Origin of the sequence: Pseudoalteromonas sp. BSi20495 (genome assembly GCF_000241185.1) — a bacterium.
GTDB classification, from domain to species: Bacteria; Pseudomonadota; Gammaproteobacteria; order Enterobacterales; family Alteromonadaceae; genus Pseudoalteromonas; species Pseudoalteromonas fuliginea.
In genome coordinates this window covers 88,825-110,218 of the sequence record NZ_BADY01000046.1, presented here as the reverse complement: position 1 = coordinate 110,218, position 21,394 = coordinate 88,825, and the positions used below count along the sequence as shown (strand labels likewise).

Annotated in this window: 17 protein-coding genes; 7 read left to right on the top strand and 10 right to left on the bottom strand. The window is 40.1% G+C overall.

Annotated elements, in window-relative coordinates:
* Positions 1-62: 62 nt before the first annotated feature.
* The 3 genes from P20495_RS13475 (at position 63) to P20495_RS13485 (ending at position 5,305) form a co-directional block, all read left to right on the top strand.
* On the top strand, positions 63-1,556 hold the full coding sequence (locus tag P20495_RS13475; protein WP_008135136.1) for a DUF2271 domain-containing protein: 1,494 nt from the start codon (positions 63-65) through the stop codon (positions 1,554-1,556).
* Positions 1,557-1,649: 93 nt separating this feature from the next.
* Positions 1,650-3,902, top strand: a complete 2,253-nt coding sequence (locus P20495_RS13480; RefSeq protein ID WP_008135134.1) for a TonB-dependent hemoglobin/transferrin/lactoferrin family receptor — start codon at positions 1,650-1,652, stop codon at positions 3,900-3,902.
* Between the two features lie 167 nt (positions 3,903-4,069).
* Positions 4,070-5,305 (top strand): TMEM143 family protein, encoded by a 1,236-nt coding sequence (locus tag P20495_RS13485; RefSeq protein WP_008135132.1) that lies wholly within the window; start codon positions 4,070-4,072, stop codon positions 5,303-5,305.
* 85 nt (positions 5,306-5,390) lie between these two features.
* On the opposite strand, the gene P20495_RS13490 is transcribed toward P20495_RS13485, so the two are convergent.
* The 5 genes from P20495_RS13490 to P20495_RS13510 all read right to left on the bottom strand — a co-directional run bounded on the left by P20495_RS13490 (position 5,391) and on the right by P20495_RS13510 (position 12,413).
* Complete coding sequence (locus P20495_RS13490) at positions 5,391-8,537, bottom strand: efflux RND transporter permease subunit (protein ID WP_008135131.1); 3,147 nt, start codon at positions 8,535-8,537, stop codon at positions 5,391-5,393.
* Positions 8,538-8,545: 8 nt separating this feature from the next.
* Positions 8,546-9,793: an efflux RND transporter periplasmic adaptor subunit gene (locus tag P20495_RS13495; protein ID WP_008135129.1), complete on the bottom strand. Its 1,248-nt coding sequence runs from the start codon at positions 9,791-9,793 to the stop codon at positions 8,546-8,548.
* Positions 9,790-11,043, bottom strand: coding sequence for a TolC family protein (locus P20495_RS13500; protein ID WP_008135127.1), 1,254 nt, complete (start codon positions 11,041-11,043; stop codon positions 9,790-9,792). Before P20495_RS13500 ends, P20495_RS13495 begins: the two co-directional genes overlap by 4 nt.
* A 150-nt stretch (positions 11,044-11,193) precedes the next feature.
* Complete coding sequence (locus P20495_RS13505) at positions 11,194-11,514, bottom strand: hypothetical protein (RefSeq protein WP_008135125.1); 321 nt, start codon at positions 11,512-11,514, stop codon at positions 11,194-11,196.
* Between the two features lie 80 nt (positions 11,515-11,594).
* Positions 11,595-12,413 (bottom strand): helix-turn-helix domain-containing protein, encoded by an 819-nt coding sequence (locus P20495_RS13510; RefSeq protein WP_008135122.1) that lies wholly within the window; start codon positions 12,411-12,413, stop codon positions 11,595-11,597.
* 112 nt (positions 12,414-12,525) lie between these two features.
* Between P20495_RS13510 and P20495_RS13515 the strand changes: the two genes are divergently transcribed.
* The gene (locus P20495_RS13515; protein ID WP_008135120.1) at positions 12,526-15,612 is read left to right on the top strand and encodes a beta-galactosidase; all 3,087 of its coding nucleotides are present in this window, start codon (positions 12,526-12,528) and stop codon (positions 15,610-15,612) included.
* Between the two features lie 51 nt (positions 15,613-15,663).
* Here P20495_RS13515 and P20495_RS13520 read toward each other — a convergent pair whose 3' ends face one another.
* Complete coding sequence (locus tag P20495_RS13520; RefSeq protein ID WP_007378229.1) at positions 15,664-16,110, bottom strand: DoxX family protein; 447 nt, start codon at positions 16,108-16,110, stop codon at positions 15,664-15,666.
* Positions 16,111-16,327: 217 nt separating this feature from the next.
* Complete coding sequence (locus P20495_RS13525; RefSeq protein WP_007378228.1) at positions 16,328-17,473, bottom strand: iron-containing alcohol dehydrogenase; 1,146 nt, start codon at positions 17,471-17,473, stop codon at positions 16,328-16,330.
* 181 nt (positions 17,474-17,654) lie between these two features.
* Between P20495_RS13525 and P20495_RS13530 the strand changes: the two genes are divergently transcribed.
* A complete protein-coding gene (locus tag P20495_RS13530; protein WP_008135115.1) occupies positions 17,655-18,551 on the top strand; it encodes an AraC family transcriptional regulator in 897 nt (298 codons plus the stop codon).
* A 51-nt stretch (positions 18,552-18,602) separates the two neighbouring features.
* Here the strand turns inward: P20495_RS13530 and P20495_RS13535 are convergent, their stop codons facing one another.
* On the bottom strand, positions 18,603-19,022 hold the full coding sequence (locus tag P20495_RS13535) for a VOC family protein (protein WP_007378226.1): 420 nt from the start codon (positions 19,020-19,022) through the stop codon (positions 18,603-18,605).
* 277 nt (positions 19,023-19,299) lie between these two features.
* Here P20495_RS13535 and P20495_RS13540 point away from each other — a divergent pair, with 277 nt between their 5' ends.
* Both P20495_RS13540 and P20495_RS13545 read left to right on the top strand, forming a co-directional pair.
* Entirely contained in the window at positions 19,300-19,605 is a 306-nt protein-coding gene (locus P20495_RS13540) for a hypothetical protein (protein WP_007378225.1), read from the top strand.
* Positions 19,602-19,976, top strand: a complete 375-nt coding sequence (locus tag P20495_RS13545; RefSeq protein ID WP_007378224.1) for a hypothetical protein — start codon at positions 19,602-19,604, stop codon at positions 19,974-19,976. The genes P20495_RS13540 and P20495_RS13545 overlap by 4 nt, the downstream gene beginning before the upstream one ends.
* On the opposite strand, the gene P20495_RS13550 is transcribed toward P20495_RS13545, so the two are convergent.
* Positions 19,977-20,795: a sterol desaturase family protein gene (locus tag P20495_RS13550; RefSeq protein ID WP_008135110.1), complete on the bottom strand. Its 819-nt coding sequence runs from the start codon at positions 20,793-20,795 to the stop codon at positions 19,977-19,979. It lies immediately after the preceding gene.
* Positions 20,792-21,238 carry an SRPBCC family protein gene (locus tag P20495_RS13555; RefSeq protein WP_008135109.1) on the bottom strand — a complete coding sequence of 149 codons (447 nt, stop codon included), beginning with the start codon at positions 21,236-21,238 and terminating at the stop codon, positions 20,792-20,794. The genes P20495_RS13550 and P20495_RS13555 overlap by 4 nt, the downstream gene beginning before the upstream one ends.
* Between the last annotated feature and the right edge of the window lie 156 nt (positions 21,239-21,394).

Below are 21,394 nucleotides of genomic sequence, written 5' to 3'. Positions count from 1 at the left end.
CTCCCTGCCAATAAATTTACAGGCAGGGAGAACAATATTGAATTAAGGAATGTTGATAAATCATGTTAAAAAAAATATTCGGTGCTGCTTTATTACTTATTTTTAACACACAGCCAGCTCTTGCAATGGTAAATGCCCATTACGATAATGTATTAGGTACATCAATGGATATAAGCATTGCAGGTGTACCTCAACTGCAAGCCGAAAAAGCGATAGGTAGTACATTAAATGAAATAACACGCTTAGAAGGGATTCTTTCAACGTGGCAAAAAGAGAGTCAGATTAGCTTGCTAAACAAATTAGGAAGTAAACAAAACCTTCCTAGTGAATTAATTGAAATTGTTGAATTATGTGAAAAATGGCATGCCGCTTCGCATAAAAAATTCAGTTGCAAAATGGGCAAATTAAAAGAGCTTTGGTTAGCCGCTGAACGCACTGATAGCGTACCAGATAGGATTGCCGTACGTTATAAAGCTCGCGACATCCAACGCTCAACCATTAACATTGATGCTGTAAAAAGCAGTGTAATATTAGATGAAAAAATAGCACTTGATCCTGCGGGGTTAGCAAAAGGGTTTATTATTGACTTAGCTTATGCGCATTTGCATTCGTTATTGCCTGATGCAACGGGATTAAAATTAGATATTGGCGGTGATGCATATTATTGGGGAAAACCAAATAATAATGCTAAATGGCATGTTGCAATAGCCGATCCGACAAATCTAAACGATGCTCAATCAGCAGCGCCATATTATGTGAATTTATCAAATATGGCCATTGCATCAAGTAGTCACCATAATCGCTTTAGACAGATTCAAAGAAGAAAATTTAGTCATATTTTAGATCCACAAGATGGCTGGCCAATGGACTATGCGCCATCTGCAACGGTTATAGCTAAAGACGCCGTCACTGCAGATGCCATCGCAACGGCATTAAGCACTCAATCAATATCACAAGGAATAGATTGGGTTAATCAACTAGAAAATGTTGAAGCATTAATAGTATCGCCTCAAGGTTTAAAAGTGGCATCAGCTGGATGGCATACTTTTGTAGGCTCTGAAACTGAAGCCATTGATGAGCTTTCTGCTAACTCACTGCAAATAGAATATCAAATACCTAATTTACAAGTAGCTAAATATGAAAAACCTTATGTTGCTATTTGGATAAGCGATCGCCAAAACCGTAGTGTTTATAATTTACTATTACTGGGTGAAAGTAATCGATGGGCTAAAGAAAACAGTCGTTGGTGGCGACGTGTCGGTCGTAAAAATCCAGATTTATTAGATGGTATAGCTCGTCCAACTCGCCGACCAGGAGAATATAAAGTTCTTTGGAGTGGCCTAAATAACAATGGTGAATTTGATAGAAAAGCTAAATACTATCTAAATATAGAAGCGGCAAGAGAAGGTGGAGGCCACAACTATAAACGGATTGAATTTGAGTTTAGCCCTCATACTGAATCAGCCTCACTACCTAAAAAATTAGTCATTCCTGCTAAAGGTGAACTGGGAATTGTAAGCATAACTTATAAAACAACAAATAATAATCGCCTCTAACGCTTACTCATTTAAAGGTATTATTAAAAAATAAATGTGTAAATCGCAATCGTTTGCCTTTGCATTTAAATTAACATTAAATTAGGGATCATCATGAAATATAAAAAATCCATTTTAACCAGTGCAATAACCATTGCACTTAGTGGGCAAGCTTTCGGACAGACCATACAAACACTAGAAAAAACGGTTGTTAAATATCAAAGCATTGAGCGTGATGCGGTAGTAGAAGTACTTAGTAGTGAAGAATTAGCACTTCGCCAAGTTGATAACTTTGAAGATTTAGTAAAATTAGTACCTGGTGTATCTGTATCAAAAGGTGATGATCGCTGGGGTGCAAGTGGCTTTAATATTAGAGGATTAGATGAAGACCGAGTTGCTATTAATGTTGATGGCGTGCCACAGGGCGAAACACTAAAGTACGAAAGCGGACAAGCTTACGGATATTTTAAAGGTTCACGTAATGGTGTCGATATTGAAGCACTAAAATCAGTTGAAATTGTTAAAGGTGCTGATGCTATTTTATCGGGTAACGGTTCGCTTGCTGGTGCCGTTAATATGACAACGAAAGATCCTGACGATTTTCTTTCTTATCAAGGCGATGACTCAGGTTTTGCCATAAAAGCAGGCTACAGTGGTGAAAATAGCGAAACAATGACCTCACTCACTGCGGCTAATAGAACTGGTGCTCTAGAATCACTCATTATTTATACCTATCGCGATGGTAATGAATTTGAAAACTATGACATGAATGGCGCTGATATAGAAGGCTCTGCCAGAGAAATTCCTGACCCTCAAGATACTAAGTTAAATAGTGTACTAGCTAAGCTTATTTATGAAATTAGTCCTGACAATGAAATTGGATTTGTTGGTACTTATTACAAAACAAAAGTTATTACTGATACGCAATCATTTAATGGGGGTTGGTATTCAAACCGAGTAGGCAACGATATAAGTAAAACAACCCGAGTTGGTGTTTTTCATAAATACGAAGGTGAAACAGCTCTTTTTGATAAAATAACCACTGCATTAAATAAACAAAGTATCGACTTTGCGGCTAATACGAGCCAACACGCTAGATTTGGTTTTGGTGGTGGAATAACTACCGATGAAGACCGTGTTGATACACGTGCTTTTAATCAAGACCTATTCCAAGTAACAGTTGATCTAGAGAAGTCATTTAAGTTTGCGCAACAAAAACATAAATTAGTTTATGGTGCTGAAATATTAAATAAAGACTATGAAAACTCACAAGTACGAAAGTCTAACAGCATTTTAAACGATAAGGGTTGGGTAGAATCAAGCAGCCAAGCTTTGATCCCAAAATCAGAAGCCGACATTTATACTTTATACGCCTTAGATACGTTTAATCTTGGAAAAACAACTCAGGCGCGTCTTGGCGCACGATATGACCACTATACATATAATGCTAAAGCAGATGAAAACTATTCAGATGAATCAGGAACATTAGGAGAAATTTCGTTCTCTATGGCAACATGGACAGCTGGCATTGAACAAGCACTCAATGATTCATTTAGTATTGAAATGGGTGTATCAACTGGCTTCAGAGCACCTACCATTGAAGATATGTACACAACAAGTGGCACTCTCGATGATTGGAATGAAGTTCCCAATGCCGATCTAAAAGCGGAATACAGCACTAACTATGACGTTGCGTTAGTTGGTGAGTTTTCTAAAGGTAGTTTTCGTTTAGGTACTTTTTTCAGTAAGTATAAAGACTTTATTGATAGCGAAAAACGCCAAGGCATAAATACTAATACGGGTGAAACAGACCCAGATGGATTTTTTGTCAACTTTAATTCAGATACCGTTGAAATTAAAGGTATCGAGTTCTCGGCCGACCTTAACCTAAGCCGCACATTTGATTTAACACCCGGTTTAAAAACACGTGTACAAGCAGCTTATACAAGTGGTGAAAATAGCGAAGATACGCCTATCTACTCTATTCAGCCGTTCAATTTAACGTGGGGAATAAGCTACGACCAGCCTGAAGGTAATTGGGGCGTTCACACATATGCTTCTTACACTGCAGGTAAAGAAGATAAAGACTCCTTTACAATCGATGAAAATGGCGAAAAAACATACCCTCTTTATTCTAGTAATGCAGCAACAATTATTGACCTAACTGGGTATTACAATATTACTGAGTCTTTACGCTTGGTTGCAGGCGTATACAACGTAACAGATAAAGAATATTACCGTTGGGATAGTGTCCGCTTTGTTGACCAAGGTGATATGAGACCTGGGATCGGAGTGACTGATAACGGCATTAAACGCTACAGCGAAGCAGGCCGTAATTTAGGTGTAAATGTAAGTTATAAATTTTAAAGGTACACAAAATAATTAATATTTAGGCCGAGTTATGACTATAACTCGGCTTTTTTCCTTCTAGCCAAGATAAATAGTGCTTAAACAAAAAGCACGTTAGAAATAGCAGACAAATTAACTTACAATTAAAAGTAGTGAGTATTTTAATTGTAAGTAGTTATTAATTTATGCAAAGTGCGCGTTTTATTCCCTTTAGAAAACAAGGTATTGTTGATATGTGTAGCGAAGAGCTTAAAAGCAGTACACAAAAAACATCGTTTAAACAATTTTGCGATTTACTAGCAAGCCTTATTCATTACGATTACCACTCAACACTTGAGTCACTTAAAAACAACTACGCCCCTTTTGATCCCAACAGTGACACGCGATCGTTAGCGCCAGTATCGGCGGATCAAAAAGCGCAATGCCAACATGAGTTTGCTAAAGATTTTGCTAAGGTGCTTAATGCCGCTAATTTTGAAGTGATCACCAATGAAGACTTACAAGATGCATTAAACGAAGAGTCACTATTTAAGGTGCGCCTTGAAGTTGAATTTGACGACTTTGAAGAAGTGGTTTTTTATCGTCGTGGCGAGTCGCAACTCACTGAAACTATTACCAGCTTTTGGGGCTTGCGTAAAAAGCCGCTGCACTTTACTAATTACGACCGTGTTGCCGTGTTTATTCGCTTTAAAGACAGCGCTTATTTTGCAGCTAAAAATAAAACGCCACTGGGATTTGAGCCAAGCTCAACCATAGTAAAGCTGTTTCAAAATGTGCCAAAGGCCGATCTCGAAATGCTATTTCCTAATAGCGAAGTACGCATGCGCCCTATTGATAAAGCAATTATTGGCTCATCGGCTTTAGTTGGCGGTGCAGTGGTACTTATAACTAAACTTGGCGCATCAATCGTATTATTGCTTGCTCTGTTTGCTTTTTGGGGTGGTTTTAGAAGTGAAGCTGTAGAAATGACCCAACAACATTTTATTACCTTTGCTATTGGCATGGGAGTATTTGGCAGCTTTATTTTTAAAGAATGGAGTAAGTTTAAAAACCGTAAAATTAAATTTATGAAAGCGCTTAGCGATAACCTCTACTTTAAAAACCTCGATAACAACGCGGGTGTTTTTCACACGCTTATTGACGCCGCCGAAGAAGAAGACATAAAAGAAGCCCTGCTTGCGTATACCTTTTTACTCAAATCAGAAAGCGGCTTAACCGCCCAAACGCTTGATGAGCAAATAGAGCATTGGTTTAAAAGCAAATACCAGTGCGATCTTGATTTTGAAATTAGCGACGCACTTGAAAAGCTGGTACGTATGCGTTTGGTAACGTGCACTAGTGATGTGTATAGCGCAATCAATTTAGAACACGCAAAAACGATATTAGATGAGCGCTGGGATAACCTGTTTCAATATAATTAATGTAGTATTTTTACTAAATAATACCCAACTAAAAAAGCAGCTGTAAGTACAGCTGCTTTTTTATTACATTATCAGTAGCTAGTATTTAAGCTAATTCAGCTTCTGCTTTTTTAGTAAATTTAGAATGTACTAACTTATAAAGCGCAGGCAATATTAACAGTGTCAGTAAAGTTGATGAAATAATCCCGCCAACCACTACTGTCGCGAGAGGTTTTTGCATTTCAGAACCCGTTCCCGAATTAAGCGCCATAGGTATAAAGCCTAAACTTGCCACCAGCGCCGTCATCAGTACTGGGCGCAGGCGCTGTAATGCACCGCTGTGAATTGCATCAAACAAGCTTAAACCATCGCTTCGTAATTGCTTAATAAACGACAGCATAACCACACCGTTTAATACCGCGACACCACTTAGGGCAATAAACCCCACACCCGCTGAAATTGAAAGCGGCATATCGCGCAGCAATAACGCAAGTACACCCCCCGTTAATGCCAGTGGCACACCACTAAATATAATCAATGAATCACGAAGCGATCCAAAGGCGCTGTACAGTAAGCCAAATATAAGCAGTAAAGTGACCGGTACAACCAACGACAATCGCTTACTTGCTGATTGTAGCTGCTCAAACGTGCCGCCGTATTCAATCCAATAACCACTTGGTAAATTAAGTGATTCATTAATGCTTGCTTGCGCATCACTTACAAAGCTTGCTAAATCGCGCCCTTCTACATTGGCAGTTACTACTACATTGCGCTTACCACTTTCGCGGTTTATTTGATTAGGCCCTTTTTCAATGCTGATTGTCGCTACTTCGCCAAGCGGTACAAATGCAAGTTCTGGGTTACTATCTTTAGGTAAAGCAACTGGCAAACGAGCAAGTGCTGATACATCGCTAGACCAACGCTTATCAAGGCGCACTAATAACGAAAAACGTTTATCGCCCTCGTAAATTAGTCCGGTTTGCACGCCACCAACAGCGGCGGCAAGTGTTTGTTGAATGTTGTTTACGCTTAAACCTAATAACGCCATGTGGTCGCGCATTGGTGTTACCGAAAGTGTTGGCAATCCTTCCATTTGCTCCAAACGTACATCGGTAGCACCTGCAATATTACGCATTAGCCCTGTGGCTTTTTCGCCAAACTCTTTAAGTACGCTTAAGTCGTCACCATAAATACGCAGTGCCACATCGGCGCGCACGCCAGCAATTAACTCATTAAAGCGCATTTCTATTGGTTGTGTAAATTCGTAATTATTACCAGGGACATCGTTAACACGGGTACGAATTTGCTGAACCAATTCTGCTTTAGTAAGTGCTGGATTAGGCCACTCATCTTGCGGTTTGAGTATTAAAAAAGTATCGGCAACATTGGGCGGCATAGGATCGCTTGCTACATCGGCAGTACCAATTTTTGAAAATACGTTAGCAACCTCAGGCTGATCTAATATGGCTTGCTCAAGTTCTTTTTGCATTTGCACAGATTGCTCAATACCGGTGCCAGTAATGCGCAGCGCGTGCATAGCAATATCGCCCTCATCAAGTTTCGGTAAAAATTCTGCGCCCATGTTTTTAACTTTAAAACCAAGCACTAATACTAATGCAGTGGCAATACCCACCATCAGCCACGGTAATTTAAGCGATATACCAAGTAATGGCTTATACACTTTTTTAACGCCGCGCATGACTGCGTTTTCGGTTTCATCAACCTTACCGCGAACAAACACTGCAATAGCAGCCGGTACAAAGGTAACGCCAAATATAAGCGCGCCAATTAACGCCACAACTACAGTAAATGCCATTGGCTGAAACATTTTGCCTTCAACGCCGCTTAGTGCAAATAAAGGTAAATAAACTAGCATAATAATAACAATGCCAAATACAGCCGGTGTAAATACTTCTTTGGTGGCTGCGGTCACTACATTTAAACGCTCGTTTAAGGTAAGTAGCCTGCCATGTTTATGCTGAGCCATACCTAATTGGCGCAGGCAGTTTTCAACTACAATTACAGCACCATCAACAATTAAACCAAAATCGATTGCGCCTAGGCTCATTAGGTTACCCGATACGCGATTACCCACCATACCTGTAACGGCAAACAACATACTCAACGGAATAACCATTGCCGTAATAAGCGCGCCCGTTACATTACCCAGCAGTAATAGCAAAATTACTATCACTAAAACGGCACCTTCAAATAAGTTGGTTTGCACGGTTGCTATGGTTTTATCAACAAGAGTTGTGCGGTCGTAAACCGCTTCAACAATAACGCCAGCGGGTAAGCTTTTTTGCACATCAACTAACTTATCAGCCATCGCTTTTGCCACTATGCGGCTGTTTTCGCCAATTAGCATCATGGCGGTGCCGAGCACGGTTTCCTCGCCGTTATAAGTGGCCGCGCCGGTTCTAAGCTCTTTGCCTAAAAACACGTTAGCCACATCTTTAATGCGTACAGGTGCATCGTCGCGCTTAGCTATAACGGTATTGGCTATATCATCTATGGTTTTTAATTGCCCAGGCGAGCGTACTAAATATTGCCCGTCAAAGCGCTCAATATAGCCTGCGCCTCGGTTACTGTTGTTTACCTCAAGTGCACTAATTACATCGCTAATAGTAAGCTTATAGGCAATGAGTTTTTCGGGTACTGGCGCTACTTGGTATTGGCGCTCAAAACCACCTTGGCTGTTTATTTCGGTTACGCCTTTTACTTTTAAAAGCTGCGGGCGAATAACCCAATCTTGTAAAGTACGTAAGTCTTCGGCGTTGTAGGCAGTGCCATCTTCTTTTAACGCATTAGGCGCGGCGTGCACACTATAAGTAAATATTTCGCCTAAACCACTGGCAATAGGACCCAAGTTTGGCTCTACGTTATTAGGTAAGTCGGAGCGAATACTTTGAATACGCTCACCAATTTGCTGACGCGCCCAATAAATATCGGTGCCTTCACTGAAAATAACCGTTACTTGCGAAAGCCCATAACGCGAAAGCGAACGGGTGTAATCAAGCTTAGGTATGCCCGCCATGGCGGTTTCTACCAAATAAGTAATGCGTTGCTCTACCTCTAATGGCGTAAAACCCTGCGCTTTGGTATTAATTTGCACTTGTACGTTTGTTATATCGGGTACTGCGTCTACTGCTAAATTTTGAATGTTGTATACACCAAATCCAGCAAATAAAAATGTAAGCGCAAGCACCAGCATGCGGCGTTTAACCGCAAAAGAAACTATCCAATTAATCATGGTGCCTCCTAGTGAGCGTGGCTTGCGCCGCTTTTTAAAATATCAGCTTTAATGACATAACTATTGTCTGTTACGTATTCGCTACCTGCGTTTAAGCCTGTAAGTACTTCTACCCACTCGCTATTTTTTGCACCTAAGGTAACGGGGCGCACTTCAAATACATTATTTTTACGAACAAACACACTGGGTTGACCGTTAAATTCTTGAATTGCTTGTGGCTTTACACGCACGCTGGCATTTATTTTAGCCACACTTACATCGCTATTTATATGCATGCCTGGGCGCCAATGCCCGTCTGGGTTATTAAGCTCTATACGGGCACGCGCTATGTGCCCGCCAGTCATCATTGGGGCTATAAAAAACACTTTGCCTTGCGTATTTAAATGATGATGCAAGTCGTACACTTTAGCGCTTTGACCAATGGCTAGTTTTTCAATGTTTTCAGGAAAAGCCGACAGCTCAACCCACACTTTATCAAGGTTAACTACCTGCATCAGTGCGCTGGTGCTTGCAAGCTCGCCACGCTTTAAGTATTGCTCGGTTACAACACCACTAATTGGGCTTTTAATAGGGTAGTTTTGCAGTGTTTCCCGGTTGGTTACATTGGCAAGTACTTCGCCTTTTTTAACGTTTTGACCAATGCTTACAAAAATATCACTGATCAATCCTGTATACGGCGCCATTACTTCTACCGTGCCATGTTGTGTTGGTGCAATAACGCCAAAAAGCGTATCGGTAATATCCACTTCACCACTTTGCGCTATCTCGGTTTTAATTCCTGCGCGCTCAATGGCTCGCTCTGTTAGCGTGGTACGGCCTTCGTGTTGGTCGTATTCATAGCTAATGCTCTCGCCTTTATAATTAGCAGTAACGGCAAGTGCAAACGAATGTGGTTCGTTAATTGATTGCGTACTAACAAGATAGTCGCCCTCAGCTGCAAACTGTATATTTTGCGACCCTTCAACTAAGCGCTTTAAACTCATTGTTATGTTTAAGTCGTTTATATTAATTGGCTTATTTTGTTTATAGCCGTATACGCGCAGCTCAACATTACCTGCAAATTCTTGCAATTTAAGCTCAAGGGTTAATTTAGAGTCAGTTAATAAAAAGCCGCCGTGTGGACCTTGTTTTTTCTCGTGTTGCTCTGTTTCTTTATGACCTGACTCGCCATGTTCAGCAGAGGCAAATACATCAGTGCTTACAAAGCTGCAGGCAAACGAAAGTGATACTAGTAATGCGATTATATTTTTATTCATGATTGATGAGTCTCAATTAAAGATTGGCCTGTTAAACGCTCAAGAGTAAGTAGCACTTGGTACAGCTCTGCGTGAGTTGTAATTAGTGTGCGTTTAGAATCAAAAAGTGCTTGTTGAGCATCAAGTAATTGCAACACCGAAATTTGTCCGCGTTGATAACTTTTTAAGCTTTGCTCAATCAATGTTTGTGCCTGAGGAATAATTTGATCAGATAATAGCTTTGCCTGATTAGCTCGACCTTGATAATAAGCGTACAAAGTACGTACTTGCTGGCGTAACTGGATGCGCAATTGCCCTTGCTGCTCATTTAAAAGCATGAGCTGACTATTTGCAGCTGCAATATTTCCGCTATTTGAATTACTTAATTGCAGTGGCATAGAAAACGAAAACACTAATGAGCTGGAGTCGCTTTGTTGGTTATAGCGCACGCCTCCCCCTATATTAATATCGGTTTGTCCGTTTGCTTTTTGCAGTGTTAAGTTAGCTGTTTGCTGTAAATATTGCTGCTGTAATAATGCAAATTCAGGGGCTTGGTTAACCGCATCTAAAAGTGCTTGCGCTGATTTAAGCGCAGTAATTGCATTAATATTGCCAGCAAAAGTGTTGTAGGGTTGATCCTCACTCCACAGCTCGTTAAGCGATAAACTTGCTCGCTCAAATTCACTATTAAGCATGGCTTTATCAAGCTCTACTTGGCTAAGTGCATAACGCATGCGCGTTACATCAGCTTGCGACGCAGCACCCGCATTGGCTCTTTGTTCAATCGCTTTAAGCGCCTGGGTAACTACCTGTTTACGCTCGTTGTTCAAACTTAATAATGTTTGAAATTTAAGCCCTTGATAGTATCGCTCAGCAGTGGTTGCCAATAACGCTAAACGGGTATTTTCATACTGTATTGCTTGGGCTTTAATATTGGCGGTTGCGTAATTAATACGGCTTTGGCGCTTATCGCCCAGCTCTATTAGCTGGCTAAGCCCGAGTGTTATTTCAGCGCCTTGAATGCCACGCGCCTTGTTAGTGCCAAGTAAGTTTTCGGCTTCAACATTCAATACAGGGTTAGGCGAAAGTGCAGCTTGAGATTTAAGCGCACTCAATATTTTTTGATGATACGGGTAGCGTTTTAATACCGGATTTTGTTGTTCGGTATTACTCAGCGCTTGTTTAAGGGTTAATGTTTTAACATTCGCCAAAGTACTAAAAGCAGGTAACGCGCACATTAGCGCCACCAGCATAATTGGTTTTTTATTCATATAGCGTGTCCGTTTTTTAACAAACAGAGTTAACTTAATCACTACGCCTACTTTAAAAACAAGCGCGATCAAGTAACCTAAATATGCATATAACTAGCCTAATAGCGCATAAACGCAGGCTCTAATATACAAAGTATTTAAAATTAGAAACTAGCTATAAAAATTTGGTGGCGGTACATCTGGCGGGTAATTTAACCCGTTATAGCACGCAGGCGAAGTTGCTTTACTTTGCTCAGGGCTTATTGAATGGCTAGAGGTGCTGTTGTAGCCACAATGGCAATGTTGGTGGGCATGAATTTCGGTAGTTGATGTTTTATCGCTTTGGTTATCATCGGCTGTGGAGTCGCCTTGCGATAACGAACTGGTTACGTGATCAACATCTTCTTGCAAATGATACGCAGCGCCATCACAGCTAATAAAGCTGTGTACAAGCACTAATAATATCACTATTAAAAAACGGTTTGAGCGCATTACCTACCTAAAACTCTAAAATGCAATTTAAGAAATCGCACAATACCTTAAATTTATTCAAATGTAGAGAGCCGCTAACGTTATTTTCTAAATTCGCTTGGCGACACACCTACCGACTTCTTAAAACGTTTGGAAAAATTAAAAATATTAGAGTACCCCACATAATTTGCCACATGCGAAATTGGCCAAGCCGTGTTTAACAATAAGTTTTTAGCCCGTTCAATGCGTAAATAAATAAGTTGTTGTATTGGGCTTTTACCAAATTGGGCTTGGCATAAACGGTGTAAATGCGGCGATGAATAATGCACATGTTCGCACATTACCTCTATTGTCCAATCAAACTGCAAGCGCTTGTCTACCTCTTCAAACAAACTAATTAAACGATTATGCGCCGCACCCTGAGAGTTATTTTGCAGCGTAGCATTTAAGTAATGACTTAAAATAGGCGTTACGCTTTCGCGTAAATTAGCATTAGGCTCGCTGTATAAAAGCTCCATAGCAAGGTGTAACGGTTCAAGTTTTTGCTCGGTTAATACCAATGCTTGCGCTAAGTTTAAATGCTGCCAACGTTTAGTATTTGCAAGGTTTAACCAAATAACATCCCAATGATCAGCATCAATTTTCACTTCAAAGCTTTGCTTTGCTGGTAGCACAATAAGTGTATTGGCATTAAGTGTGTACTGCTCATTTTGTGTTGTTAATTTACCCTGCCCTGCAAGCGTATAAAAAAGTGTATGTTCTAGCGGTGCTGAGCGTGCTACGCAATAACGACCCGATAGGTTTGAGCAACCCGCAAGTGCTATTTCAAGGTTTGCCATTTGCGCGAGCGTTTGCGAATCAATAAAGCGCTCTGTGCAGTGCGGGCCAATATCGAGTATGTCTTTAATGTTATAGCGCATAATTACAATGATAGTTTTGGATAAATAAAGGAGAGCTTTAAGCATAACCCCTGCGATTATTTTTAGCTATATTTAGCGCATTATAATTGCCCGCTTATGCAATAGGATAAACATGACCTCTTTACAGCACATAATTAATCGCCGCGATTGGGAAAACCCAATTTCAGTACAAGTTAATCAAGTAAAAGCGCACAGCCCACTCAATGGATTTAAAAGCGTTGACCATGCCCGTACTAACACACAATCGCAAAAAAAAAGTTTAAACGGTCAGTGGGATTTTAAATTATTTGATAAACCCGAAGCGGTTGATGAATCGTTGCTAAGTGAAACACTAAACAGCGACTGGCAAAGCATTACAGTGCCTTCTAACTGGCAATTACACGGCTTTGATAAACCTATTTATTGTAATGTTAAATACCCATTTGCAGTTAACCCGCCTTTTGTACCAAGCGATAACCCTACAGGCTGTTACCGCACTGAGTTTACTATTACAGCGGATCAATTAGCGCAGCGTAACCATATTATTTTTGAAGGCGTAAACTCGGCTTTTCACCTTTGGTGTAACGGTCAATGGGTGGGCTACTCGCAAGATAGCCGCTTGCCAAGCGAATTTGATTTAAGCGAACTGTTAGTTGCAGGCACCAATCGTATTGCGGTTATGGTGATTCGTTGGAGCGATGGCAGTTATTTAGAAGATCAGGACATGTGGTGGCTAAGCGGTATATTCCGCGATGTTAACTTACTTACAAAACCACAAAACCAAATACGTGATGTGTTTATAACCCCCGATTTAGACGCTTGCTATCGCGATGCAACGCTACATGTAAAAACGGCGATTAATGCGCCAAATAACTACCAAATAGCAGTGCAAGTTTTTGATAATGAGCAAGCACTGTGTGAGCCGCAAATACAAAGCACTAATAATAAACGTGTTGATGAAAAAGGCGGCTGGAGCGATGTTGTATTTCAAACAATTGATATACAAAGCCCTAAAAAATGGAGCGCCGAAGCCCCTTATTTATACCGCTGTGTTTTAAGCCTGCTTGATGATCAAGGCAACACAGTAGATGTTGAAGCTTACAACATTGGCTTTAGAAAAGTAGAAATGCTTAACGGGCAACTGTGTGTAAATGGCAAACCGTTACTTATACGCGGTGTTAACCGCCACGAACACCACCCAGAAAACGGTCACACAGTAAGCACCGCCGATATGATTGAAGATATTAAGCTGATGAAGCAAAATAACTTTAATGCCGTGCGTACTGCTCACTACCCTAACCACCCTCGTTTTTATGAGCTATGTGACGAGCTCGGTTTATACGTAGTGGACGAAGCCAATATAGAAACCCATGGCATGTTTCCTATGGGCAGGCTTGCAAGCGATCCGCTGTGGGCTGGCGCATTTATGTCGCGTTATACACAAATGGTTGAGCGCGATAAAAACCACGCCTCAATTATTATTTGGTCACTAGGAAACGAATGCGGACACGGCGCAAATCATGATGCCATGTACGGCTGGTCAAAAAGCTTTGACCCTTCTCGCCCAGTGCAATACGAAGGCGGCGGCGCAAACACAACGGCTACCGACATTATTTGCCCAATGTACGCCCGTGTAGATACCGATATTAAAGACGATGCGGTACCTAAATACTCTATTAAAAAGTGGCTAAGCCTACCAGGTGAGACTCGCCCGCTTATTTTATGTGAATACGCCCATGCAATGGGTAACAGCCTAGGTAACTTTGACGATTACTGGCAAGCATTTAGAGAATACCCACGCCTACAAGGCGGCTTTATTTGGGATTGGGTAGACCAAGGTTTATCTAAAACAGACGAAAACGGCAAGCATTATTGGGCTTACGGCGGCGACTTTGGTGATGAACTAAATGACCGCCAATTTTGTATAAACGGGTTATTATTTCCAGATCGCACGCCGCACCCTAGCCTATTTGAAGCAAAATACAGCCAGCAGCATTTACAATTTACGCTGCGCGAGCAAACTAAAAATCAATACACCATTGATGTATTTAGCGATTACGTATTTAGACACACCGATAACGAAAAGCTCGTTTGGCAATTAATGCAAAATGGCATCTGTGTTGAACAAGGCGAGCAAATTATTAATATTGCTCCGCAAAGTACACACACGTTAACGATTAAAACTAAAACAGCGTTTGAGCAAGGTGCGCAATATCACCTTAATTTAGATGTAGCACTTATTAACGATTGTAGCTTTGCAAGTGCAGAACATATATTAAACACCGAGCAGTTTAAGCTTATAAATAGTAATAATTTAAACAGTAAATCATTTGCATCAACTACAGATCAAAGCGCTATAAGTGTTAGAGAAACCGACTCTCAACTATGTATTGAAAACGATAAATTTAAACTTGTTTTTAGCAAGCAATCAGGGCTTATAGAGCAGTGGTTACAAAACGATATCCAAGTTATTAGTAGCCCACTGGTTGATAACTTTTATCGTGCCCCACTTGATAACGACATTGGTGTAAGCGAAGTAGACAACCTAGACCCTAATGCATGGGAGGCTCGTTGGTTACGTGCAGGTATAGGGCAATGGCAGCGCACATGTAGCTCAATTCACGCCGTGAAATCAAGTGTTGATGTACGTATTACTTGTGTATTTAATTACGAGTTTAATGGCGTGCTACAGGCTCAAACACAGTGGCTATATACACTAAATAATACCGGTAAGATTAGCTTAAATATTGACGTACACTTAAACGATACACTTCCGCCAATGCCGCGCATAGGGCTAAGTACAACGCTTAACAAACAAAGCGATACAAAAGTAAACTGGCTAGGTTTAGGGCCTTTTGAAAACTACCCAGATCGCAAAGCCGCAGCTCGTTTAGGTTATTACAGCTTGAGCTTAAATGAGCTACATACACCGTATATATTCCCAACTGATAATGGCCTGCGTAGCGATTGCCAATTGCTGAGTATTAATAACTTAACCGTGACTGGCGCGTTTTTGTTTGCAGCCAGCGAGTATTCGCAAAGTACGCTAACGCAAGCAAAACATACTAACGAACTAATTGCTGATGATTGCGTACATGTACACATTGATCATCAACATATGGGTGTAGGTGGCGATGATTCATGGAGCCCAAGTACTCATAAAGAGTATTTACTTGAGCAAAAGCAGTACAGTTATTCTTTAACTTTTTCAGCTAAATAATTTAAACAAAAATAGCGGCCAAATTGGCCGCTATTTTTTAATTTAAAAACTCTATTTATTAGCTAGTTTTTTAACTAATACGTTATCAAGCGAAAAACTTCCCGCTCCCTGAATTGCTAAAACCACAGTTACAACAAGTAACGTTAATGCATATTCATAACCATTGTTTGCCATAAATAAGCCATTACTAATATGTACGCTAAAAATAGCAATCAGCATAGTAAAGCCAGAAACTACAGCAGCAGGGCGCGTTAACAAACCAATTGCTAATGCAATGCCACCAAAAAACTCAGCGCTACCTGCCATCATTGCTAACCAATAGCCAGGCTCTAAACCAATACTCGCCATCCACTGCCCAGTGCCTTCAAGCCCGTAACCGCCAAACCAAGCAAATAGCTTTTGTGCACCATGCGCCGCTAAAATAAGGCCAACTGGCACTCGTAAAATTAATGCTGCTACGCCTGCTTTTGAGCTAAGTAATGTGTTTAGTAATTTCATGAGTTTTAGTCCTGCTTTAATTTATTTAATCGTTAGGTTTTTCCTAACCGTTGAACACAGTTTACTATCATCATTAAAAAACATTAACATGGAATTTATTGGTTAATTAGCAACGCAGTATTTATAATAATCCATAAAAAAAACCGCCAACCTAAAGGTGACGGTTTTTTATTAACGTATTACTTAGTATATTTAAGTAAGCGCTTAGCTTTGAAAATTAAGCGACTGCTTGCTCTAAAATTTCGCGGCTTTCTTTAAGCGTAATAGCTTGGTTTTCACCAAGTGCTAACATGCCGTGCGCTTCAAGTTTGCCAATAATATTGTCAATAGCTGCAGCTTTATCATCGCCATGCTCAGTAAGCTGGGTCGCTACGTCAAGGCTGTGGTAAAACGCTTCAATCGCTAGAATTGTTTTCTCAGCCAGGTCGTCAGATTGCTCAAGACCAAACACATTTTTACCCATTTGCTCAAGCTTTGCTTTTTTAACTGCAAATTGGTTGCGCAGTAAAGAAGGCTGAACAATAGCAAGTGAACGTGCATGATCAACGCCGTAAGCGGCTGTAAGCTCGTGACCAATCATGTGCGTAGCCCAATCTTGCGATACACCAGAACCAATTAAACCATTAAGTGCTTGGTTAGCAGACCACATAAGGTTTGCGCGCCATGCGTCGTCTTGGTTTTCAAAGTTATCGCCCAGTGTTTTAAGCGCTTTTAATAGTGCTTCTGCGTAGCCATCTTGTACAAGTGCGCCTGCTGGGAATGTTAAGTATTGCTCACAGGTATGAACCCATGCGTCTACTAAACCATTTACAAGTTGGCGCTGTGGTAATGTTTTCATTACATCAGGGTCCATAATTGCAAACTTAGGTTGTACCGCAGGAGACATAAACGGAAGTTTTTGTTTAGTCGCAGCTTTGCTCACAACAGAACCTTGGTTAGACTCAGAACCTGTAGCAGGAAGAGTAAGTACTGCCCCAATAGGTAATGCGCTAGTTACTTTATGTTTACCAGTAGGAATATCCCAACCTTCGCCATCATAAACTGCAGATGCTGCGATGTATTTAACGCCGTCGATTACTGAACCGCCGCCGACGCCTAATACAAAGTCGATACCTTGTTCTTTACAAATTTTTACTGCCTGGTCTAATACTTCAATTGTTGGGTTAGCACCAACGCCCGAAAACTCTACCCAATCAAAGCCTTCAAGTGCTGCAGCAACTTGGTCGTACACGCCGTTCTTTTTAATTGAACCGCCGCCGTATACTACAAGTACTTTTTGATCCTTTGCGATCAAATCAGTTAGTGAGGCAATTTGTTCTTGGCCGAACTGGATAAGTGTTGGATTTACGTAGCTAAATTTCATTATTTTGCTCCTAGGTGACGGTTAATTGCTGAGTACTTTACTTAGTTACCTAATAAAGTATCGATGTGTGCATATTAATGGTAAAACAAACATAAAAAAAGCCCAATAACTCGCAAAAGCTTGCCTAAAACTATCAACGTTGTTATTTTACGTAAAATACACTCAATTAAAGATGCCTTTTATGCCCACCATAGCCAATATGTTGCAACAATACGCCGAGCATAATCAATTACTCAGCTTTGAAGGCACCATGGAAACTATTATTCCAGGCGTGTATTTTCATCGAGCAACTAAAAGCTCGCCGCGTCAGCCGCTTATATATAACTCAGGTATTATTATTGTTGGACAAGGTCATAAAATAATTCACTTTCCTGAACATCAAATAAGATACGGCGCAGGCGACTACTTAGTCCTTGGCGTACCGGTGCCATTAGAATGTGAAGCATTTACCGATAACGATTTACCCGTTATGGGCATTGCCATAGATATAAACCCTGCAATGCTACACAAACTCGTTAATCAAATAATGCAGCATAAGCCTCTTTCAGCGTCATCGTCGTCAGCACAAATTGGCGCAGTGCAGTCGGCAACTCTAGGTACAGCAATGGAGCTCATTACTCATCGGTTATTGACTGTTTTAAATAACCCACTTGAGGCAGAGATATTTGGCGAAGATATAGTAAAAGAATTGGTATATCGCGTACTCTGCGGCCCTCAAGGCAACACTTTAATAGGCCTTGCGATGCATGATGGGCATTATGCTCGCATAGCACGTACGCTCTCCACTATGCACAGTAGTTATGCAAACCAAATAACTGTTGAAGGTTTGGCGGAAGATGTAAACATGAGTGTATCGTCGTTTCATCGCGCCTTTAAGCAAATTACCTTTGAATCCCCTCTACAGTACTTAAAAAAAGTACGCTTGGCTAAAGCAAAAGAACTCATTACTGCCAGCGGCAGTAAAGCCAATGAAGCCGCGTTAAGAGTAGGTTATACCAGTCCATCGCAGTTTAGCCGTGAGTTTAAACGCCTCTTTAATAAAACACCTAGCGAAGTATTAACTCAGCTACATAGCTAGCCCACAAAAAAGCCACTATAAAAAGTGGCTTTAAATAGCACGAGTGAAAAACTATACTTTTTTAAATAAAACCTCTGGGTTAACCATGGTTTTCATTTCAAGTACATTGCCATTTGGATCTTCAATAAAAAATGTTTCTTGCTCAAACTCATCACCAATAAAGCGACGGTAAGGTTTATCAAGATACTCTATACCCGCACTTTGTATTCGTACTTTTAACGCGTTAAAGTCGGTTTCTGATAAATGAATACCAAAATGCGGTACAGCTACAGCGCCCATATCTACGTCGTGGCGCACTGTAGGAAGACGCTCAACACTTTGATGCAATGTTAACTCGTTACCCCAAAAGTCGATATCAACCCAGCGACCCTCTTCACTATTACCGGTTTTACAACCAAGTACGTCACAATAAAATGCTTTAGTGACTTTTAAATCACCAGCTGGAATAGCTAAATGCAAACAGTTAGACATAAATTACCCTTGGTTAACTCTTTTAATATACTAAATTACCCGCATTATACATAAATCTTAATTTATAGAACATTAACAGCCATATAATTAAGCATATTTAATACTTTCAAAATGATTAATAAACAACCTTATTAAAGTTAGTGAATACTTATGCAATTATATTTGCAGGCAGTGCTTTAAAACCAAAAAGGGTTACTTTAAAATGCGTGGACTATGATTAAATTCTTATCTTTAAAATTTCATCACTTTTTTTATAGGTTTTATATCCTGCTTTGTGATGCATACAACATTTAATGTTCCATTAGTGATTTCGGCCGCATTAACTGGGCTCATTGGCTCGTTTATACCGTTTCCTAAAAATGTTAAAAATCACCCTTATGCTGCTATTTATGCCGGTAGTTTTGCTGGCATGTGCTCGACTAATTTAATTACTAGTTATTGGGAGATTGTAATTATCTCGCTTATAGGTGCTAGTTTGTATGTGCTTACTATGAACTTATTTACTGGTTTTGGCGGCAAGTTAGGTGGTGTTGCTTTTGCAAGTGTTGCAATATTTGTATTAGCTAAAGGGATTGTATTATGAGCCTTGAATATCCGTTAATTGCGCTGCTAGGGGCATTTTTAACGTTTTTTTTAGCAAAACATAATCGCTTTGATGCCATAAGAGCATCAGCTGCGCTTTCCATTGTTGCCTATCTACTTCTTAGCGTGCTTAACTTAAACCCTGAGCTTTACAGCATTGTGTTTTTTGGCGGCACATTTATAGGCATGAGCGCCCCACATCGCTTTGGTATATATACTGTAACTAACTCAGCCATTATTTTTTCAATACTCTTTGAGTATTTAGTTCCAAGGCTCGATGGCTATGGCGGCGCACTTGGCATTAGCGCGTTTTTGTCTGTATGTATTTGCCATACTTTTATTCTACTAGGCGCACCAAGAAGTAAAAAATAGTTAGGATTTACGAGAGCATGTGGGGTAACCAAATAAAACGTTTAGCTTTGCTTTAATGCCTTTTACTCTATAAATGCTTTTTATCAAATAGTCCCATTGGTGAAATGTTATTTTAAATGGGTTGTTAGTCTTTAACTGTCCTACGATGCCATATTTACAGGTTTTATTTGGGTCTTCCTCAATAAAGGTGCCGAATAATTTATCCCAAATAATTAATACACCCGCAAAATTTTTATCCAGGTAGCCTGCATTAATTGCATGATGCACTCTGTGATGAGAAGGTGTATTAAACACCTTTTCAAACCAACCAAGCTTATTCACTATTTGTGTATGCACAAAAAACTGATACGCCAAGTTGAGCGCCACAACAGTTAGGACTGTCATTGGGTCAAACCCGATCAACATCATAGGTAACCAAAATATCCACATGCCCACCAAGGGATACATTAAGCTTTGCCTAAACGCGGTAGTAAAATTCATTTTAGTGGAACTATGGTGTACGACATGCGCCGCCCATAACCAATGAATATGATGTGATGCTTTATGAAACCAATAGTACAAAAAGTCTTGCAATAAAAAAGCACATAAAATAGAAAATACAGAAAGCTCTATATCAAACAAGCGGTATCCGTAAAGCCAATAAAAAAACGGCATGAGTATAATTAATGAAAGCGCATCTGCTCCTTGATGTATTAAAGCCAAAACCGTATTAGCTAGGCTGTCTTTTATACTGTAATAACGCCTAAACGCTATAAATTCAAATACTACAAAGGTTAAAAATACAGGGCTTAAGGCAAGTAAAATAATTTCAACACTCATGTTGTGCACTCCTTAAAATAGCGCTCTAATTTTGTAAGTGCGTTTTTAATATCTTTTTTAATGAAAAATTTAAGTATAAAACTGGGCATCCACCAAGGTGAAATACACTGTATAGAATAAGTAAGCTCAGTAGAGATAAATGCCTGCTTTTCGATAACAGTTAAATAAATATCACCTTGATGAGCAGCCACAGGCTGATTGCCCACAATTTGATAGCAAATGTGATTACCGCTAGCACTTATAACTTGCTCAGTAAAAGTATACCCTGATGTTCTAACTTGCCTCACGGCTCCTTTTCCGCCGTTTATCTGCCCGCAATTTTGCGGTTTCAATAATAAAAATTGAGCGTTAAAAAACCTATTTAAACGTTCATGATCAAGCAACACATTAATTATTTCAGTGGGAGGAGCTGCAAGGTTTTGTTTTAAATTTATTAATATCACTGCTATAACCTTAAAAATTATTCACCTAGGGCCCGTTTATCTTTCTAAGTTAAATTTGCAGCCGTATGCTTGGTTTTTAGGCAAGGCTGCGCCCATGTTGTGTGGTTATTTCCCATAAATAGACGATAACGCAGTATAAATACCAAACATGATCTC

Excerpts from the sequence above, each read along its gene's own strand:
- P20495_RS13535 (WP_007378226.1), bottom strand. The coding sequence starts at position 19,022 with ATGTCTAACTGTTTGCATTTAGCTATTCCAGCTGGTGATTTAAAAGTC.
- P20495_RS13525 (WP_007378228.1), bottom strand. The coding sequence starts at position 17,473 with ATGAAATTTAGCTACGTAAATCCAACACTTATCCAGTTCGGCCAAGAA.
- P20495_RS13515 (WP_008135120.1), top strand. The coding sequence starts at position 12,526 with ATGACCTCTTTACAGCACATAATTAATCGCCGCGATTGGGAAAACCCA.
- P20495_RS13495 (WP_008135129.1), bottom strand. The coding sequence starts at position 9,793 with ATGAATAAAAATATAATCGCATTACTAGTATCACTTTCGTTTGCCTGC.
- P20495_RS13540 (WP_007378225.1), top strand. The coding sequence starts at position 19,300 with ATGCATACAACATTTAATGTTCCATTAGTGATTTCGGCCGCATTAACT.
- P20495_RS13545 (WP_007378224.1), top strand. The coding sequence starts at position 19,602 with ATGAGCCTTGAATATCCGTTAATTGCGCTGCTAGGGGCATTTTTAACG.
- P20495_RS13500 (WP_008135127.1), bottom strand. The coding sequence starts at position 11,043 with ATGAATAAAAAACCAATTATGCTGGTGGCGCTAATGTGCGCGTTACCT.
- P20495_RS13520 (WP_007378229.1), bottom strand. The coding sequence starts at position 16,110 with ATGAAATTACTAAACACATTACTTAGCTCAAAAGCAGGCGTAGCAGCA.
- P20495_RS13510 (WP_008135122.1), bottom strand. The coding sequence starts at position 12,413 with ATGCGCTATAACATTAAAGACATACTCGATATTGGCCCGCACTGCACA.
- P20495_RS13475 (WP_008135136.1), top strand. The coding sequence starts at position 63 with ATGTTAAAAAAAATATTCGGTGCTGCTTTATTACTTATTTTTAACACA.
- P20495_RS13530 (WP_008135115.1), top strand. The coding sequence starts at position 17,655 with ATGCCCACCATAGCCAATATGTTGCAACAATACGCCGAGCATAATCAA.
- P20495_RS13490 (WP_008135131.1), bottom strand. The coding sequence starts at position 8,537 with ATGATTAATTGGATAGTTTCTTTTGCGGTTAAACGCCGCATGCTGGTG.
- P20495_RS13485 (WP_008135132.1), top strand. The coding sequence starts at position 4,070 with ATGCAAAGTGCGCGTTTTATTCCCTTTAGAAAACAAGGTATTGTTGAT.
- P20495_RS13550 (WP_008135110.1), bottom strand. The coding sequence starts at position 20,795 with ATGAGTGTTGAAATTATTTTACTTGCCTTAAGCCCTGTATTTTTAACC.
- P20495_RS13505 (WP_008135125.1), bottom strand. The coding sequence starts at position 11,514 with ATGCGCTCAAACCGTTTTTTAATAGTGATATTATTAGTGCTTGTACAC.
- P20495_RS13480 (WP_008135134.1), top strand. The coding sequence starts at position 1,650 with ATGAAATATAAAAAATCCATTTTAACCAGTGCAATAACCATTGCACTT.